Source organism: Alteromonas sp. ASW11-130 (assembly GCF_026183735.1).
Lineage (GTDB): Bacteria > Pseudomonadota > Gammaproteobacteria > Enterobacterales > Alteromonadaceae > Alteromonas.
Map to the genome: position 1 here is coordinate 55031 of NZ_JAPFRE010000006.1, position 17950 is coordinate 72980.

At 42.4% G+C, this 17950-nt stretch carries 23 protein-coding genes and 1 tRNA gene; 13 read left to right on the forward strand and 11 right to left on the reverse strand.

The genetic code is table 11. The features are described 5' to 3' along the window. Positions 1-6 precede the first annotated feature (6 nt). From OPS28_RS02215 to OPS28_RS02225, 3 genes are read left to right on the forward strand one after another with little or no spacing between them, the layout of a single operon-like run. Positions 7-888, forward strand: coding sequence for a fructosamine kinase family protein (locus tag OPS28_RS02215; protein WP_265607807.1), 882 nt, complete (start codon positions 7-9; stop codon positions 886-888). Positions 889-896: 8 nt separating this feature from the next. After that, entirely contained in the window at positions 897-1643 is a 747-nt protein-coding gene (locus tag OPS28_RS02220; RefSeq protein ID WP_265607808.1) for a pteridine reductase, read from the forward strand. Continuing rightward, the gene (locus OPS28_RS02225) at positions 1640-2686 is read left to right on the forward strand and encodes a DUF3080 family protein (RefSeq protein WP_265607809.1); all 1047 of its coding nucleotides are present in this window, start codon (positions 1640-1642) and stop codon (positions 2684-2686) included. The genes OPS28_RS02220 and OPS28_RS02225 overlap by 4 nt, the downstream gene beginning before the upstream one ends. Here OPS28_RS02225 and OPS28_RS02230 read toward each other — a convergent pair. Next, the gene (locus OPS28_RS02230; RefSeq protein ID WP_265607810.1) at positions 2683-3768 is read right to left on the reverse strand and encodes a mechanosensitive ion channel family protein; all 1086 of its coding nucleotides are present in this window, start codon (positions 3766-3768) and stop codon (positions 2683-2685) included. The two genes, OPS28_RS02225 and OPS28_RS02230, sit on opposite strands and share 4 nt — an antisense overlap. A 451-nt stretch (positions 3769-4219) precedes the next feature. On the opposite strand from OPS28_RS02230, the gene OPS28_RS02235 reads away from it, so the two are divergent. Continuing rightward, positions 4220-4786, forward strand: a complete 567-nt coding sequence (locus OPS28_RS02235; RefSeq protein WP_265607811.1) for a DUF924 family protein — start codon at positions 4220-4222, stop codon at positions 4784-4786. A 17-nt stretch (positions 4787-4803) separates the two neighbouring features. Here OPS28_RS02235 and OPS28_RS02240 read toward each other — a convergent pair whose 3' ends face one another. Beyond that, on the reverse strand, positions 4804-5190 hold the full coding sequence (locus OPS28_RS02240) for a rhodanese-like domain-containing protein (RefSeq protein ID WP_269468565.1): 387 nt from the start codon (positions 5188-5190) through the stop codon (positions 4804-4806). A gap of 303 nt (positions 5191-5493) precedes the next feature. Between OPS28_RS02240 and OPS28_RS02245 the strand changes: the two genes are divergently transcribed. From OPS28_RS02245 to OPS28_RS02255, 3 genes are all read left to right on the forward strand, one after another. Beyond that, complete coding sequence (locus tag OPS28_RS02245; protein WP_265607812.1) at positions 5494-6078, forward strand: hypothetical protein; 585 nt, start codon at positions 5494-5496, stop codon at positions 6076-6078. 940 nt (positions 6079-7018) lie between these two features. Then, a complete protein-coding gene (locus OPS28_RS02250) occupies positions 7019-7246 on the forward strand; it encodes a hypothetical protein (RefSeq protein ID WP_265607813.1) in 228 nt (75 codons plus the stop codon). 83 nt (positions 7247-7329) lie between these two features. Further along, positions 7330-7944 (forward strand): hypothetical protein, encoded by a 615-nt coding sequence (locus OPS28_RS02255; protein ID WP_265607814.1) that lies wholly within the window; start codon positions 7330-7332, stop codon positions 7942-7944. Between the two features lie 388 nt (positions 7945-8332). Here OPS28_RS02255 and OPS28_RS02260 read toward each other — a convergent pair. From OPS28_RS02260 to OPS28_RS02270, 3 genes are all read right to left on the reverse strand, one after another. Beyond that, positions 8333-8409 (reverse strand) — tRNA-Val (locus tag OPS28_RS02260). A gap of 110 nt (positions 8410-8519) precedes the next feature. After that, positions 8520-9590: a patatin-like phospholipase family protein gene (locus OPS28_RS02265; RefSeq protein ID WP_265607862.1), complete on the reverse strand. Its 1071-nt coding sequence runs from the start codon at positions 9588-9590 to the stop codon at positions 8520-8522. Between the two features lie 380 nt (positions 9591-9970). Beyond that, positions 9971-10339, reverse strand: coding sequence for a VOC family protein (locus OPS28_RS02270; RefSeq protein WP_265607815.1), 369 nt, complete (start codon positions 10337-10339; stop codon positions 9971-9973). A 284-nt stretch (positions 10340-10623) separates the two neighbouring features. Here OPS28_RS02270 and OPS28_RS02275 point away from each other — a divergent pair, with 284 nt between their 5' ends. Continuing rightward, positions 10624-11010, forward strand: a complete 387-nt coding sequence (locus tag OPS28_RS02275) for an ACT domain-containing protein (protein WP_265607816.1) — start codon at positions 10624-10626, stop codon at positions 11008-11010. Between the two features lie 63 nt (positions 11011-11073). Continuing rightward, the gene (locus OPS28_RS02280; RefSeq protein WP_265607817.1) at positions 11074-11520 is read left to right on the forward strand and encodes a PTS sugar transporter subunit IIA; all 447 of its coding nucleotides are present in this window, start codon (positions 11074-11076) and stop codon (positions 11518-11520) included. A 3-nt stretch (positions 11521-11523) separates the two neighbouring features. Here OPS28_RS02280 and OPS28_RS02285 read toward each other — a convergent pair whose 3' ends face one another. Beyond that, positions 11524-11955 carry an OsmC family protein gene (locus tag OPS28_RS02285; protein WP_265607818.1) on the reverse strand — a complete coding sequence of 144 codons (432 nt, stop codon included), beginning with the start codon at positions 11953-11955 and terminating at the stop codon, positions 11524-11526. A 294-nt stretch (positions 11956-12249) separates the two neighbouring features. On the opposite strand from OPS28_RS02285, the gene OPS28_RS02290 reads away from it, so the two are divergent. The 4 genes from OPS28_RS02290 to OPS28_RS02305 are packed head-to-tail and all read left to right on the forward strand — an operon-like array spanning position 12250 to position 14541. Further along, positions 12250-12597: an ArsC family reductase gene (locus tag OPS28_RS02290; RefSeq protein ID WP_265607819.1), complete on the forward strand. Its 348-nt coding sequence runs from the start codon at positions 12250-12252 to the stop codon at positions 12595-12597. Continuing rightward, entirely contained in the window at positions 12594-13721 is a 1128-nt protein-coding gene (gene dapE, locus OPS28_RS02295; RefSeq protein WP_265607820.1) for a succinyl-diaminopimelate desuccinylase, read from the forward strand. The genes OPS28_RS02290 and dapE overlap by 4 nt, the downstream gene beginning before the upstream one ends. Further along, the gene (locus OPS28_RS02300; RefSeq protein ID WP_265607821.1) at positions 13718-14395 is read left to right on the forward strand and encodes a M15 family metallopeptidase; all 678 of its coding nucleotides are present in this window, start codon (positions 13718-13720) and stop codon (positions 14393-14395) included. The genes dapE and OPS28_RS02300 overlap by 4 nt, the downstream gene beginning before the upstream one ends. Continuing rightward, complete coding sequence (locus OPS28_RS02305; protein WP_265607822.1) at positions 14392-14541, forward strand: DUF2897 family protein; 150 nt, start codon at positions 14392-14394, stop codon at positions 14539-14541. Before OPS28_RS02300 ends, OPS28_RS02305 begins: the two co-directional genes overlap by 4 nt. Positions 14542-14549: 8 nt before the next feature. Here OPS28_RS02305 and murI read toward each other — a convergent pair whose 3' ends face one another. From murI to astE, 5 genes are all read right to left on the reverse strand, one after another. Beyond that, positions 14550-15353 carry a glutamate racemase gene (gene murI, locus OPS28_RS02310; protein ID WP_265607823.1) on the reverse strand — a complete coding sequence of 268 codons (804 nt, stop codon included), beginning with the start codon at positions 15351-15353 and terminating at the stop codon, positions 14550-14552. Between the two features lie 15 nt (positions 15354-15368). After that, on the reverse strand, positions 15369-15524 hold the full coding sequence (locus OPS28_RS02315) for a hypothetical protein (RefSeq protein WP_265607824.1): 156 nt from the start codon (positions 15522-15524) through the stop codon (positions 15369-15371). 629 nt (positions 15525-16153) lie between these two features. Continuing rightward, positions 16154-16480, reverse strand: a complete 327-nt coding sequence (locus tag OPS28_RS02320) for a heavy metal-binding domain-containing protein (protein WP_265607825.1) — start codon at positions 16478-16480, stop codon at positions 16154-16156. Positions 16481-16484: 4 nt separating this feature from the next. Then, complete coding sequence (locus OPS28_RS02325; RefSeq protein WP_265607826.1) at positions 16485-16895, reverse strand: HIT domain-containing protein; 411 nt, start codon at positions 16893-16895, stop codon at positions 16485-16487. Continuing rightward, positions 16888-17928, reverse strand: a complete 1041-nt coding sequence (gene astE, locus OPS28_RS02330) for a succinylglutamate desuccinylase (protein ID WP_265607863.1) — start codon at positions 17926-17928, stop codon at positions 16888-16890. Before astE ends, OPS28_RS02325 begins: the two co-directional genes overlap by 8 nt. Positions 17929-17950 lie beyond the last annotated feature (22 nt).

Sequence of the window (17950 nt, forward strand, 5' to 3'; positions counted from 1 at the left end):
CAATATATGTGGCATTTTATTAGCGAACATATCAGTGAACAGACGCAGAATGATTTTGTGGTGCAAAGCTTCCATCGCGTAGCCGGTGGAGACACTCATGACTGCTATATTGTTAAAGATGATACCCACCGATATTTTGTTAAAACATCTACAGCCCTGACTATTGATGCATTCTCTCGAGAAGCTGAAGGGCTATCGGCAATTCGTGGTACAAATACCCTCGCCTGCCCACGGGTTATTTGCACCGGTGAAGTCACTACCAATGAAGTGCCTGTGGCGTACTTGGTACTTCAACATATTAAGTTCCAATCGGGTTCATTCGACCAATGGTCAACGTTGGGGGAACAACTCGCGACAATGCATCAGTCTACTACTGCAATAGAACAATTCGGCTGGCCTCACCCGAATTATCTTGGCGCGACCCTTCAACAAAATACGCAAACTGAAAGCTGGGCTCACTTTTTTGCCGAACACCGAATCGGAGCGATGCTCGAAAAGCTTGCCCGAAAAGATGTACGCATTATTAATCCGGATCATTTTGTCGAACGAGTGCTCATTTTTCTTTCGGATCATAAACCAACGCCCTCACTAGTACACGGAGATTTATGGTCGGGGAACGTAGGTTTTTGCAAACATGGCCCCGTGGTTTTCGATCCTGCCGTCTACGTGGGTGACGCTGAAACTGATATCGCCATGACTGAGTTATTTGGAAGGTTCAAGATAAACTTTTACAATGCCTATTACCAAAGGCTACCAACGCAGCCAGGCTACGAAGCTCGAAAACAGATTTATCAACTATATCATTTGCTTAATCACGCCCTTTTATTTGGTGGTGATTATGTGTCATCCTCTCAATCCATTATTCAGCAATTTCTTCATCAGTATTAGGAAAACAAATGACCGACTCACCCGTTGCATTGATTACAGGGGCGGCCAAGCGCATCGGAAAAACGCTAGCGATAAGTCTGCATGACGCTGGTTACCGGGTAATTATCCATTACCATAATTCAAAAGAAGCTGCGAAGGCGTTACAAGGTCAACTTAATACTTCAAAAATGAACTCCGCAGAAATCATTCAAGCCAATTTATCCGATATGGAAGATGTCGCATTGTTGGCTAAAAAAGCCCTCAAGGCTTTTGGCAGAATCGATGTGCTGGTAAATAATGCGTCCGCCTTCTATCCCACGCCATTGGGGAAAATTACACTCCCGGTTTGGGATGAATTAATCGGCAGTAATGTCAAAGGCGCACTTTTTTTAGTTCAAGCTTTACAGAAAAACTTGCAACAACAAAATGGCTGCATCATTAATTTAACTGACATGCATATAGACAGGCCTCTTCCAGAGCATTCAGTTTATTGTTTAGCCAAATCGGCCTTGGGTTCATTAACCCGTTCTCTAGCCACTGAGCTTGCGCCAACTATTCGCGTTAACGCAATCGCCCCTGGACCTATTCTCTGGCCAGAAAGGAAGATGTCTAAAGAAGAAAAGGAACAGTTAATAAACACCGTACCCTTAAAAAAGTTAGGCTCCCCCGAAGCAATAGCGCACACTATGTTGTTTTTGATCAATGCTGACTACATCACTGGGCAGACGATCTATGTTGACGGCGGCAGAAGTATTCAATCAAATGCCACCGCATGATTAGTAAATTTTCAGAACGGCTATACCTACGAGGACTCATAGTTATATCTATAGTGGGTATTTTGTCGTGTAGCTTTGAACCCGCATTGGAGACAACGCTGAATGATTATCGGCAGCGACTTCAACGGGTACTCGATATTCCCGTCATCACGCCTGTTCGTAACCGTGGTTTCGCGTTTCCTGATATTCCAGACGCTACCCGTGAATTTGAAAAAAACAGTATCAATTTACTCGACCTTAGTCGTTTGAGTCAGTGTGAACTGTCTTCTTTGATAGCAGAAAGAAACACCACTTTAGGGAAAGTACAGCCCTTGTCGCAGCGATTTGTTTATGAAGCAAAATTGCTCACGCTTCTGGAACGTTGTGAACTCTCAATTGCTTTAACGCATACCGAGCTTTCACAACGTATTGGCAAGATATTCAAAATAAAGCAATCACAGTATACCGCGCTCTGGGGCACTCTCATCCAAAAGAGTGAAGAAATCAAAACCGCCTTAAGTGTTAGCCAAGGTACGTTAAGCAATACTTCAGAACATACTGACATGAATTCGGTTATTGCTCTTTCTTACCTGAACTCTTTAAAAAACAATCCGTTAGCGGTGGTAAATCACGAAGTTGAAGCAAGCTTGGCAACGCTTCAATTATCAAGGTTACCGGCGAAACTGTGGCGCACCCAATCAGTTTTAGCCAGTCAATTAGCAAGTATTACTGAGGTAACGGCCTTTGAACTTAAAAAGCTAGACTGTACTAAGACCACGGATTTCAATAAGGCGGAAATACTACGAAATATTTTTCAGCTGTTCTTCGTTCAAAAAATACAACCTATTGGCAGTAAGTTAAATCATTACCACTATCAATTACAACCCGTGTGGGATAGTTGGATTAACGACGATAGTTTAAGCGAGCCGTTTAAGCAGTATGTTCATCACCATACTGTGGAAGGTTTTGCTGAATATCAGACACAAATGCAAAACCATGTCGTAATGTGGCAAAATTTTTTTAAGCAGTGTGGAATTGAAGTCTCAGCGACAAGTACGCGTTAAAGAATATTTTCACCGCTTTTGGGATCGCTGGTCTGTGCTGCCTGCTGTCGTATAGATTGAGCTTCACTGCTCACATCATCAGGGGCTGAATCCTTCGCAGATTTAACTTTTCCAGGTTCATATGCGCGTGAAATCACATTCGACTCTTTATGAGACACCTCCTCATGCGCTCTTTTTTGCTCACTGGATTGGATTACGTTGATACCTTCCGGAAATATTATTTCACGGGCATCATCCGGCATACTTATACCACTACCTTCAAACAGTGCCACTATGTCTCGCATCAGTACGGATGCCATTTTTAGTACACTGACAACTTCTACATTAATCCAAAAGTAGATTTTCAAATTTATAGTTGATGAACCAAGATTATCCACCAGCACCTGTGGCTCGGGATCATCTAACACGTGGGGATGAGAAGATAATAGTTGCATTGCAAGCTGTTGCGCTGCTTTGGCATCATTATCGTAGCCGATTCCGATGACAAAAGTTCCCCGCATTCTGTGATTGGTAGTGAAATTCTTTACCACCCCTTTATAAATAATCGCATTTGGAATTTGGATGTGATTGCCATCAAAATCCACTAACGTGGTGGCTCGGGTGGTAACCTTTTGAACCACACCGGTGTACTCATTTACTTTTACGATATCACCTAGTTTAAACGGCCGTTGAACCGTCAGCAGCAAGCTTGAAATAAAGTTTTCGGCTATATCCCTGAATGCGAATCCAAGGATAAGACCTAGCACCCCTGTGCCACTTATGATCGCCACTGCAAATTCGGTTAATCCTGCTAGCTTTAAAAAAAGGTAGCACCCTAATAAAATGATAAGTAACGATACAGCACGGCGTGACACTGAACGTATAAGATCACTTTTCGTCACGTAGTTAAATGGCTTGAGCAATATTCGAGACAAGGGTGAAGCAACAAAAATGATAATAAGAAGTAGTAGCGCGCCTAATGCAATACTGGGTATACGCTCAAGGAGTGACATCCCTAGATCTTGTAACCCTGTTTTGATACTGACAAAAGCATCGCCGAATGGGTAGCTTTGCCCCCTGATGAACCCAGTCAATTTATCCAATTGCGTCCCTTATGTTTTTGCTCATACGAAGGAACTTACGAAAAAGTGGGCAGATAAGATCCTAATCTAATAGTAGTGAGAAAACTTCCCCCCAGTTTTGCTCGTCTACCCCCTCCGGTGTAGGCTGAGTTAACGGCGGGAATACGCGACAATAGCGAGGCTAAGCTATAACACGATAACGGAAAGCCAGACTCGCCCCATTACGGACCCGCTTCTTATACCAACTTATGTACTATAGCGGACGGGCTGAAAGATTTAATAAAGCGTTCACCAGTCATTTTTGAACAATTCAGCGTCTCTTCATAGTAAATATAGAGTTGAGTTTAGTGAATGTCCCCGTTTAGTTTCAGGCCTGTATTAGTGATTGCCTTACTGTTTATATCATCGACAGGCATCGGTACAGAAAGCACGCTACGATAATAGAATCGAATGTAAGAAGTGAGTAACCCAAATGGTAGAAAAGACTGGTATTTCAACAGAAGAAGCATCAGGTGTCATCGCATTTTGGTTTCAGGAGCTTAAACCTGAGCAATGGTTTAAAAAAGATAACAGCGTAGACAAGTTGATAGCAGTTCGCTACGCGAAAATTCACACTGCAGCTACGAGAGGTGAGCTATGGCACTGGCGGGCCACTCCCCTGGGACGACTGGCTGAGGTTATTGTGCTGGATCAGTTTTCCAGAAATATTTTTAGAGACAACGAGAAAGCGTTTTCGAATGATGTATTAGCATTAGCGTTATCTCAAGAAGCAATCAGTTTAGCTGCAGATAAAACGTTACCTATTGAACAACGTGCGTTTATGTATATGCCTTTTATGCATAGTGAGTCACTTCATATTCATGACATAGCGATGCAACTTTTCGCAACTGAAGGGCTTGAAGCGCAGTTAAAATTCGAAAAACAACATCGCGATATTATTTGCAAGTTCGGCCGCTATCCCCATAGGAACACCATTCTAGGTAGAGAATCTACGCCCGCTGAAAAAGCCTTTCTTAACCAGCCTGGCAGCGCATTTTGAACAACTTTCTTTTCAAGTTAGCCTAACACTAATTCTTCACGAGCGACCGGTTCTACAGGCAAACCCGATCGTTTCCAGGCTGTGAAACCACCTTCGAGATAGCTCACTGATTGTAGCCCCATCTCAACCAGAGTGGCAGTAGCCAATGTTGAGCGCCAGCCCGAATCGCAGTATAAAATAAATGATTTTGTTTTCCCAAATATAGGTTTGAAATAGGGACTGTCAGGATCTACCCAAAATTCTAACATACCGCGCGGGGCATGTAAGGCGCCCGGTATTTGACCGCTATTTTCTAATTCGCGAATGTCTCGTATATCCACCAGAACCACATCAGGGTTATACATCCCTTGACTTGCTTGATACGTGGAGGCAAATGATATTCTTTCTGCAGCTTCCGCTAACAGTGTGCAGTAACCCTTTTACTAAAGTCATAGGTTTCTCCTTGCTTATTTGCTACTTCACCCTACTGACTAAAAAAGCATCAAACAAATTATACATAAAAATAGTGAATATAAGACCTCATTAGAATAAACAAGAATGAGTCGGTAAAGCTTATACCTAAAAGAAAATTTAAGTGGTTTTTTTAATGGTTTTCTGTATACACTGGGATTGCAATGCAGGTCTTGCACTACCTCCCCCCATTTTAATAACGCATTTCACTGCATTGCCATTTATCTTAGTTATTTGTATTATTAAAAGGATTTGCTATGAAAGCTTTCTATGCCTCGCTACTTCTTTTGTTTTCCTTGTCATCCCAAGCCACTGTTGTCAGATACGATTTAGATCACCTTATCGGTGAATCATTGTACCGTTCCGTTTATGGTGAAGATGCGGGTTACCTGTTACTGGATATCGATAATTCGCCGATTAAGGTAATGCAGGAAGCGCGCATTGTCGTTAATTTAGAAAATATAAACTTATCTTCCGCAGGCCGTCTCGTATTCAGAATTTTTGGGGACGAAAGTGCGGCATACATGATTGATGGGGATAACGCTAACATCACTATGGAATATAGTGGTGAGTATGATCCTTTGGTTAATGTCAGCCCTTGGCTAGACGAAGGCTTTTGGGAGTTTCAATTTACGCTAGATTCTTACGTAGAGATGCTCTCCTTAAGTGCGCTTCCCTCAGCCGATGAATTTGTCATGTTTGGTGAAAATAGTTATCTGGAAATATCAGACACTGTCGGCGAGCTACTCACGGTTGGCGTTTCCGAGCCGTTAATAGCTGGCATGGTTGCTTTGGCGGGCGTCGGCTTGGGTCGGCGTCGAAAGCTAATCACCTCATCTTAAAATCACTACAAATGGCGCGGCGATTGTCGCGCAATCAACTCAGACACTCCTTCTTTACGTCCGCAAAATCAAACAAAATCATATTCACTTATACTCTATTCGACGAAAAGCCTCAGAGCTTGCTTGCCCCATTCATTATGGTTGTTGCACTACCGCCCGCAAAACCAATTCATAAATAAATATCATTGAGTGCTGTGGGGCATCGAATAGGTACGGCCATGTAAACTATATCGGTAACCTGTCGGCAAAACAGGTGTTTTTGACTGCACATGGTAACAAACAGCTACGTAACAGAACGGGGATTAATTTGTAGGGCTTTGCGAGAAAAGCAAATGCGTAATCAGAAAATAGACGTACTTAAAGGAAAACGACATCGGGCAGAACAATGAAGGGTTATCGATACCCATCGTAAAAGTTTGCTAAACAAACTAAGAAAATCATCACGAAGAGAAGACGAGCTTTAAGCGTCTTACGCAAGCCTCATTGATCATTCGTCACCCTCACTCAAATGGGCTTAAGGGAGTAAGCAAACACGACGTAGATAATTATTACCACGTATTATTTAATGGATTTGAAAAGATATCTTCCGACCTATATACCAGCGTAGAAGAGATTCTGCCTAGATTATCATTGTACCGTATTAATCGACCAGCGCATTTGCTGGCGTATTAAAAACCACGCTGTCGTAATAATGGCGATTACCGGTCAGCACATGTAACGATATGGCTGTGATTGTGTTTAAGTTATTTTTAAAGGTTTACAGTTTTAAAAATAACCCAAGACTTTCAAAACAGTTAACTTGCCCTGATACGAAAGATGATCACCATTGCCACCCTCCACAATAAACAACCCCATCACGTTTCCAGTAGTCTCCTAACGGAATTATTTAATATTTACGAAAAAGGAATACGCATGGAGCATGGCTGTTTAAAGAATCGCCTTGAAGAGAACCTCAGGGGACGAGATTGACCTTCGAGGAGAATATAAGGTTGATGTAGATTTCATCAATATACGTTCAAATAAGGATGGTTACTTCTACTCCAACAAGTTGAGAGCGCCCGTAATTCAAGCGAGTGTCCTAGCGTCGCAAATCACAATAGAACGTTTAGACAATAACAAAACCATTCCTGAAAATGGGGTAAACCAAAACTACTCACAAACCAATTGAAAAAACTGAACAAATTACATACAGTAGAGTTACAAAATAAATCAACAAAACATTAACTTAACAACTTCAGAAGGAATTGAATAATGAAAAAGATGTTACTTTTAGCAGCACTGTTAATCCCTGCATGGGCTAATGCGTCACTGCTATACACTTTCAACTACACTGAGTTAGATAATCAAGTGTTTACTATTGATAACAGCTTGGGTAGGAATCCTGGCTATATTACTAGCATTCACGTTGGCCCTAACGAATTTGAGCTTGGATTTGATGGTAACCCCCTTTATTACTCATGGGATATCAACTTAGATAAGAATCTTACTAATGTCGCTGACAATTTTCGGATTGTAGGTCGGCTAAATGCATTTTACGGAATAGATGCCTCATTCAATCGGCCCCATTATAAAACGGCAGTTGGCGAATATAATACCGCGACAATTGATAATTTCTATTATAGAGAAGAGGATGGATACCCGTTTCTGTACGACCCTCAACTAAATCACCACGGCTGGACGCTTGATTTGACGTTGCTCTACGGTGACAACTATTACTATGGTGATGATATCTATCAAATCGCTTTTGGTGTGGGTAATTCGCTTACATTGACAGATACTAAATATCTAGTGCCGGAGCCGTTAGCAGCAGCACTATTTCTTCCCGCTTTAGCTCTTATTGGCTTTAGACGAAACAAACGTAAATAAATGAATCAGGCCGCATTTAGCGGCCTTTTTTATGCTACGGCGTTGCGCTCTATTTGGGTCGCGCTAAATGTGGCTACTTTTTGAGAGCTGGGAAAATCAACAAACCTTTTGCATGCCCACCCACGTAGAGAATCAATTGGAATACAGGGTTGTTCAGTAACAATTCCAGTTTTGGTAAATCCCCTATCCTAGGTTATGACCCTTGCTTAGCAACGCGAATTGAGTGTTTACCATCTCCAACAGGGGCGATATTACCAATTTGATTTGTTTTGAGTCTTCAAGACCTACTTGGACGCGTTATAATATGGCAAATAGCAATGCTGTATACGGCTAGGAATAGGTTTCATATTCAGGAAACGGTGGAACGTAAGGCGAAAGCCTTTAAGAATGGTGCGTCTACCCTGACTCGAACAGGGGACCTCTACCATGTCAAGGTAGCGCTCTAACCAACTGAGCTATAGACGCATTGAAAATCTTGCAGCCGTTCCAGTAGTCTAAGTTGCTGGAACGGCGCGTATAATAACGATGCTCCCGCCCGGACGCAAGTATATTTTAATTAGATGGCGATTAACTGCTCAAACTGCACTCAGTTCATTGATTTTTGGAGAGGGTAAGCATTCAAACGGTAGCGGTTTGATTAAATCCACTATGGATTGATCCTCGGTAATTTTCATAAAGTACTCTCCCAGTTTGTCAGACTCTTGAATAACCGTTTCCCAATAACTGATTCGGGTCTTGTCATCCATCTTTTTAAAGTCTTTACGATCGGGGATTTTAGAAAAAGGCAACGAATTAACAAATTCCGCTGAAGGTACCAGCATTACCGTATTGGCGTAACTGCTGGCGTGAGGCCACCTTTTCTTTAACCCTTTATCAAACCATCCTGTAATGGGGCGGGGGTAAAAATGAGGATATAGAACAAGTCCTGGCTCCGGGCCAAAACTTAAATCGAAGTGGTAGTCGATGATTCCCCCATCGCGATATACCCCCACAGGCGCATCCACAATGTGTTCAACGCCCCTCATTATCACCGGAATAGAGCCGGAGGCGAGCAATACATCTTTAACATTGTTATAGCCGAATTCGAGACGTTCTGTTTCGAGATTATAGGGATCGTTAATCTCAAATTTGCTTTTTGGCGCAGAAAAAATATACCGTGTGAATTGCTGCTGGAGGTAACGGCGGTTGATGGTGTTTGCACTCGCAGCCATAGTTAAACCGCCTAACTGTGCTAATCGTCCTTGGTTTTCCATCATACCATGACACTTGGCTATAACTACGTGCAGTTTAAAGCGTTCGTTAGTCAGCACATCCATAATGCCGTCGCCCCCTAACATATTATTGATAATCTTCTTGGCGCTTCTGGAGATATCGAATTCGTTTGTTTTTTTAGGGTAAGTTGTATTGGCATAAGAGTGGGCCAGTTTGTTAATGGCCCTAAGTGGATCATGCTGTACAAAACAAGCAGCACGAAAGGCGCCAGCTGAAGAGCCGATTACCTGAACTTGCCCTCCCCTGCGTTGAAACCATTCAGGAAAAATAACGCGGTCCAGCCCAGTCAAAACGAACCATTTCGGTCCACCTGATGCGCCCAGAAAATATTTAAAAAGTAAGGGGTAAAAGCCATGCCGTTTCAGGGCAGTCATCGCCGTGGGGCCAGCGTAGATATCCAATGGTGCTGCCAACGTAATCCTTCCCGTAATGTAAGTCCTTGGTTTGGCTAATTTAACAGCTCCCTAAAACAATTCAACTATTCAGTCATAATTAGTATAAAACTGTAATAAAAAGGGCTCTCTCGGGGTGTGATCTTTTTTTCCCATGGGAATCCGTTAATCAAAGAATCAGTGGACAAAAATCGTGTGAACTTAAAGCAGTTCACACGTAAAAGAAGTAGCAGCATGGGTAACGTAGAAAAATCCAGATAACTTGCATTACAAAGATTTGCTACACCATAGTATTCCCTCCCATCCCACTTGTTTGAATACATTTTTTTCACAAATCTTGCAGCACACTCTTGCGAATTTGCCTAACTCGCTTGATAAAGAGCGCTAAAAGCACCTGAAGGGTCTTTGATAACACAAAACTGTGCATCGCCGTGTGAGCGAATATCACCGATCTGCTCGCCACCATTGGCGACCACGTGCTTTAGTGACTCAGCTAAATCAGCCACAGTGAAGTATTGGATCCAGCTAGCAGGCATAGACTTGTTCGAACCTTTTGCATGGCATATCCCCCCTATGGCATTACCTTGAGCGTCCTTCATAATGTAGTCTTCGTAATCCCCCATGTTAAACGCTTCGGCAGTCCACCCCATTACCTTCACATAGAAATTCTTCAGAGATGTGGCGTCTTCTACTGTGATATCACACCAAGAGGAGATCGAATTTTCAGACATGTGACTGTTCCTTTTTTAGTACGGAATACAACAATAACCTGCAAAACAAAAAAAATTCTACAATAATTATAGACATCTGCTCAAAAAGATGGTTGAAATGTGTAATAAGAAAACATTGAACAATGAATAAACAGCTTCTTTAATTCATTATTATCAGTGAGTTACAAATCAACCCCACACTACTTAACAAACTTATCCACAGAATAAGTGGATAACTGGTGATAACTGTGGGCATTGAATATTGATGACTAGCATGTTCGGTACTTATAAATTGAAGGAATAATATGCCTAAACAGACATTGGCCGTATTACCTATGGAATTTACTATTCACAGTCTGGAGTCGGATGCTGCAATTCCAGCGGAAGTACTTTCCAGTCCGTTTTTCTTCCTTGGAAAAACGAGTGAAGAACTTTCTATCGTGGTTCCCTCTCATATTTCAGTGAATTCACTGGATTCCGATCTTCAATGGCGCGCATTAGAATTGATTGGCCCATTAGCTTTGTCTATGGTAGGGATAATGGCGCAGATTGGGGATGTATTAGCAAAGGCAAAGATCAGCATTTTTATCGTCTCGACATTTGAAACAGATTTCTTTCTGGTAAAAAATAATAAACTGAAGGACGCGGTCCGTGCATTGCGTAATGCTGGCTATACCGTAAATGAAACATAAAGGGTAAACAATATCTTTCCTCTTCCAGACGTTCCACCCCATGATTATTCATACAAGATACCGGTGTTTTCGCCGGTTACAGGCAGCAGATTAGCAAACGACCACGTACATAATGCATTATTTAACAGCGGTGCACTGGGTGATGGGTGTGCCATTCGAGTAACAGGCAATACCCTATATGCACCATGTGATGCTCGAGTGGAAACGGTACCTGAAACGGGTTATGAAGTTTTACTTCAAGCATCTTCGGGACTAAAGCTGTGGATAAAAATAAGTGCTTTCACTCACCATCTTATGGGAGAGAAATGCCAAAGACTCGTAGGCCGAGAAGAACAAGTAAAAGCAGGTACCCCATTAATGAATATCAATCCTGTATGGTTGAAATCGAAAGGTATCGAACCCGTTTTTTTAATTGTGGTGCGTAATACAAATAGCATCCGTGCTTTGGTTCCTGCTAACAATAAATACCTCGTAGCACTTGAAGATCACTTATTCGAACTTTATGTATGACGCTTAGTTTCGAAAACTGTATTCCAACGTGATTTCTGCATTTAACAACTTTGATATAGGACAATTGTCTTTTGCATCATTCGCAACAGCTTCAAACTCTTTTTCGTCCATCCCGTCAACTTTCGCATTTAATATTAATGCTGACTGTGTAACGGTAAAACCGTCGCCATCTTTTTCCAACGTAACAGCTGCGTCTACATTTAACTTACCCGCTTCAAAACCTGCTTCAGCTAGCCCAAATGACAACGCCATTGCATAGCAACTGGCATGCGCAGCGGCAATTAATTCCTCGGGATTAGTACCAGCCTTATCTTCAAAACGCGTGTTAAAACCATAGGGCTGTTCAGACAATACACCACTACCCAATGATACGTGTCCTTGCCCGTCTTTGCCTAAAGGTTGATATTGTGCACTTGCCGTTCTTACCGTAGACATCTTTAACTCCTTTGTTTTCCAATTATTAGAGGTCGGCTAAGTTTTTGCAGAGTTCATGCCGATTTAGCAATTAATAAATTGGTTGTAATAATATGGGGGACAAGGTTTTGCTAAACAGTAATTTAATCGTTTGCACGACTACTCACGATCAAAGTGTTTATACACCCTCTCGCTCTAAAGGAACGATATTTCGTCCCCCGCTTGTAACGCTTTCACAGTAAATGCATTTTTTGCATCAGTGTATCGAGCAGGATAAACTGGCAACCATCCATTTTCATTTTACAGCATAAATTTATGACAACCCTTTTTGGTATCCCGAACTGCGACACAATAAAAAAAGCAAAGAAATGGCTTAATGAGCATCAAATAGAACACGAATTCCACGACTACCGAAAGAATGGCGTTACATTGGATTGGCTACAATCAGTGGAGCCGCAGCTGGGATGGGAAAAAATGTTAAACAAAAGGGGCACCACCTTCCGGCAATTAAATGATGAAGATAAGCAAAACTTGGATAAGGACAAGGCTTTATCTTTGTTAGCTGCAAATCCCGCTATGATAAAGCGTCCTATAGTTGAACATGATGGCCGTTACTATATCGGTTTTTCTAATGCGCAATTTGAGGGAATATTCAATTCATGAGTGATGTTATCGAACTCACTAAAGCTCTGATAAATAAGCCGTCGGTCACCCCTGATGATGCGGGCTGTCAGCAGTTAATGCAAGAATGGTTAAGCGAATCAGGATTCGCCAATGAAACCATGGTGTTCGAAGACACCACTAATTTATGGTCGCGCAAAGGCTCCCACCCTCCTCTATTTTGTTTTGCCGGACATACCGACGTTGTACCTAGTGGCCCTTTATCGGCCTGGGATACCCCGCCATTTGTTGCCACTGAAAAAAACAACTGTATTTATGGCCGTGGAGCTGCGGATATGAAGGGTAGTCTTGCTGCTATGATGGTAGCGACCAGACATTTTGTGCGCGACTACCCCGATCATAAAGGAAGTATCGCGTTCTTAATCACCAGTGACGAAGAAGGTCCCTTCATAAATGGCACTACCCGGGTAATTGATACCCTTGAAGCGCGAGATGAAAAAATCGATTGGTGTCTGGTAGGCGAGCCATCCAGCACTGAGCACGTGGGTGATGTGATAAAAAATGGGCGACGGGGCTCCCTGACAGGAGATTTAGTCATAAAAGGTATACAAGGGCACGTGGCGTATCCCCATTTGGCAAAGAACCCAGTTCATCTAGCTGCTCCAGCCCTCGCCGAGCTTTCTTCTATAACCTGGGATGAGGGTAATGCGTATTTTCCTCCAACCAGTTTTCAGATTTCGAATATTCACGGTGGAACAGGGGCTGGCAATGTAATACCTGGTGAATTACATGTTTGCTTTAATTTTCGTTTTTCTACCGAAGTAACCGACAACGAACTCATCAAACGGGTTGAAGCCCTGTTAAACGAGCATAAGCTCGATTACACCATTAAATGGACTCATAACGGTCAACCTTTCCTCACGGGAAAAGGCGCACTGGTAGACTCCGCTCAAGCCGCAATAACCAAAGTTACAGGGAAACCAGCTAAATTAAGTACTGCCGGGGGGACCTCAGATGGTCGTTTTATTGCCCCCACAGGCGCTCAGGTAATCGAATTAGGCCCTGTTAACGCGACTATTCATAAGATTAACGAGCATGTAAATAAGCGCGATCTCGAATTGCTATCACAAATGTATTATCACCTATTAGTCAGGTTACTTGCATGATAAGCAATAATGAGTGGATGGGAATATTCCATCCACACCTGACCAGCCTTAGTGAGCATCATCAATTACATAGTGCCGTAGTCGGGCCATTTAAAGAAATGCAAACCGCGGCGCGGAATGCTGGTGTCGACTGCCAAATTGTTAGCAGTTATCGCAGTTTCGAGCGTCAGCTTTCCATTTGGAACAGAAAATGGTCAGGAGAACTTCCTCTACTGGATGCAAATAGCGAACAACTTGACCATGCCAGTCTATCTGCAAACGAAAAAATAGATGCAATACTGACTTGGTCGGCATTACCAGGAGGTAGCCGCCACCACTGGGGAACTGATTTTGACGTTTATGACAGACAATCTATTAAACGCAAAAACTGGCGATTTAAGCTAGTGGTGGAAGAATATGAAGCAAAAGGTCCTTGCTTCGGATTAGCTAATTGGCTATGTGATAACGCCAGCAAATTTGGTTTCTACAGACCTTTCGAAGCATTCAACGGGGGCGTCGCTCAAGAACCCTGGCATTTGAGTCATCAAAAAACCGCGGCCCCATTTGAACAAGCTAGAAATTGCGAGGCTTTGCACAATCTACTGAAAGAAAGTGACATTTCTGGAAAAGATGCCATCCTAATAAGAATAGAAGAATTATTTGAGTGCTACGTACTGAATCGGGGAAAGGTATGAGCTTAGGCTGGATTATTGTTATAGCGTTACTGGTGTTTGGAGTGGTACTGGGAAACGTCATGCTGCTACGTTACAGTTCACGGTTTAAGATGCCAAAAGATTACAAACCAAAATCTGAGAAAGACAAGGACGAAGATTCTTGGTAGCGCATAGACTATGTGCGTAGTTTATGAATTGAAAATGCTGTTCGCCATAACCTTTTTACTACAGGTTCCAGTTCTGTCGGATCGGCGCTGGTAATAAACTGTAAAGTGCTTTGTTGGTTATATCCACCAGCCAAATTAGACGCGTTTAGTTGACGTAGCACTTCAGTTGCTATCGCTGCTGCTGGATTGATAATGTGCATTCGGCTTCCAACAATATCTTCAAGCACAGGCTGGATAAAGGGAAAATGCGTACAACCCAACACCAATGAATCCACGTCATTTGTAATCAGCTGTGATAGAACAGGTTGAGCTAAATCATACACATCCGATGAATCAAATTTGCCTTTTTCTACCAGCTCAACAAACCCAGGGCAGCCAACTGGATAGAGTTTCTGTTCAAATGAAATAAAACGCGTCATCAATGAAAGTAAACGACGGCTTTTTAGCGTACTTTCCGTCGCCAAAAGTCCTATTCTATTAGATTGGGTTAACATAGCGGCTGGTTTGAGAGCAGGTTCGACCCCCACAATAGGAATAGAATAGGTTTGTCGTAATCTATCAATACATGCTGCGGTAGCCGTATTACACGCTACAACAATAAGCTTGCAGTGTCGCTGAATGAGGAAGTCGCATATTACCTGACAGCGACGAAAAATTGCTTCATCATCTTTACGCCCATAGGGAGCATAGGCGGAATCTGCCACGTAAATCAGCTTTTCCTGTGGCATTAAATAACGGATTTCTTTCAAAATCGATAAACCACCGACTCCCGAATCAAATGCACCTATAGGCGCAGCTGCGTCAATTTTCATCTCAATTATAACGTCTCACACTGCTACTTTACCGAACAACCCAATTGAATGGCTAAGACTATCGATGGGAAAAAGGTTAAAAACGCTGACAAATTTAACCTTTTTCCAATCGGTAACATTACCCGCTGCGCTATCGCATTCACCACCAAAAAAGACTAGCTTTTGAAACACTGATTTCGTTTCCCAGAGTATAAATAAAAGCTTTCAGTGTTTACGAAACGATGCGCTTGAAAGGGCGGCGAAATTTTCACCAACCCACATATCGTAATGGTAACACCCGGATTATACCCATTGGGAATGCTGCCTAACCAGCGAAAAGAAAAAATATATCTAACCAAGATGCATCGTTCGAAATGCCGAACCCATGCCATTCTCTTTCACTCGTATGGCGCGGGGCGTTTAACCACTGCAAGGCTTCTATATGTGCGGTTGAGTCGCTAACCGTTTCTCGAAACTCGCTTGGCGATCGTCGAAATAAGCTGTCCTAAAGCGAACTTACATTAATGTCCTTTGTATTAGGTATAAAAGTATCGTAGGTAAAGTAAATTGCTATCCCTATGGTTAAGTCATAAACAAACACCACAACCTTTACAGGGGCAGAATATTTAGTGAAGTCCTGTGTTTAATATTCGCACAAATAGCGTTCAAATAACTGACCATATTAGTGGATGGTGTACTTCACTATTGTATCGCGAGGTCACAGCTATTTAAATTCGTCCATGCATATCCGCAGGAAGTAACTTTTTACTTTTTACTTTGTACTTTTGTATTTTTTTGCTCTGTTACCGTGGGCAGTTATCTTATTCGTCGACTACTCTCACTGCCGTACCACTAATACTAACCATTAACATACTGCCTTTATCGCCAAGGACTTCATAGTCAATATCTACACCGACAACCGCGTTTGCCCCCATCCCCCGCGCTTCATTTTCTACTTCTGTAAAAGCAATCTTACGGGCTTTAGTTAACTCATCTTCATAAGAGCCAGAACGTCCGCCCACAATGTCTCGAATAGAAGCAAATATATCCTTTACAATATTTGCTCCCATCACCGCCTCGCCTACAACAATACCGTAATATTGTTCGATTTTTTTCCCATCTAAAGTCGGGGTTGTGGAAATAATCATCTACTTACTTCTCCATGTTCAGTTTAGTTCGTAACTGTTTTAATCGGTTTGCCGCATGTTCGACAGAATAGTTAACAGCCGGCAGCTTTCCCCAAATAGGGTGTGGCCAGGCGATGTCATTGGTGAATCGCGCTACGTGATGAATATGCAGTTGTTTTACAACATTACCTAACGCAGCTACATTTAATTTATCTGGTGAAAAAAGAGACATCATTGACTCACTAATCAGATGAGACTCTTCCCATAATCGCAATCTGTCCTGCGCTTCTAACTGACAAACCTCCACCGCATTTTCAATTCTGGGAACCAGAATTAACCACGGAAATTGGCTGTCGTTCATCAACAATACACGGCAAAGCGGTAAATCACCTACCACCATTGTGTCATTTTCTAAGCGCGGGTCTAATTTAAACATCCAGTGTTTCCAGTTTAGTTGGTACTACGGTTAGTAAGGCTCTTTGCCCTATCGCCACTTTAGCGTTGGGAAAAACAATAGCTTCCCCGTCCATTTCGGCTTTATAAGTTTTGTTTGGTTCAGATGCCAACACTGTTCCTTTAGCATAATCAGTGAAGTTAGGCGTGTCATCATCAAAGTGTAGGTGAAAATTTTCATGCTCACGATTAATTACCTGGTTAACTCGATAAATAAGCATGTCTTCTTCACGATATTCAGGCGAAAAATCGCTTTCGGAAATTAACTTAATCAGGGATGTCTTAGCCTCCTCAAACCGACTCATGTCATTTTGTCCAAAAGGTTTAACTCTTCCAAGTTCAACGGTGAAGGCGTGAGCATTGTGAACATGCGATGAATAATAGCTAAAGGTGGTGGTGGGACTTTCTGACAACAATATGGTTTTCACCCCACAAGCGGCCATAAATGCAAGTTGAGACTGGCTGTGCTTACGCTCATGCAAGTAGGGATATACCGCAAACTTTTCGTTTTTAGACGCGCGGATGGCCGTATGTAAGTCGTAATGAATTCGCGTTTCGCTCTGCGCTGCATCGGCAAAAAATGCGGTAATGGCGTCCTCTAACAGCTTTGCGCGTTTACGCTCATCATTGATTAAACCTTCACCCTCAGAATGCGCACCGCTGAACAGGCGATTCATATTTTCTTCTACGAATCGTTCAGCAATATCCATTGCTGCCAGATTGCCAAATAGAAATAACACCCGGTGTTTAAGCACTAATTGACCAGTGAGGATACGTTCAACCAATTCATCACAGATCTCAATAGGAGCAGTTTCATTTCCATGCACCCCACACGATAAGACAATGTGCTTAAGGCTAACACTCTCATCTTTAGGCGGCGTTATTTGAATTATGCCGGGCGCCACTACCAGAATGTGAGTCTTGTTTGCGAGTGTAAACGGAGGAACATTCTGTAGCAGTTCAGGTTGGTGGCGGGAGATTTCTAAAAATTTACCAGTCTCAATCAGACGTTGCATCATTAATCCATCTTAAATTTGA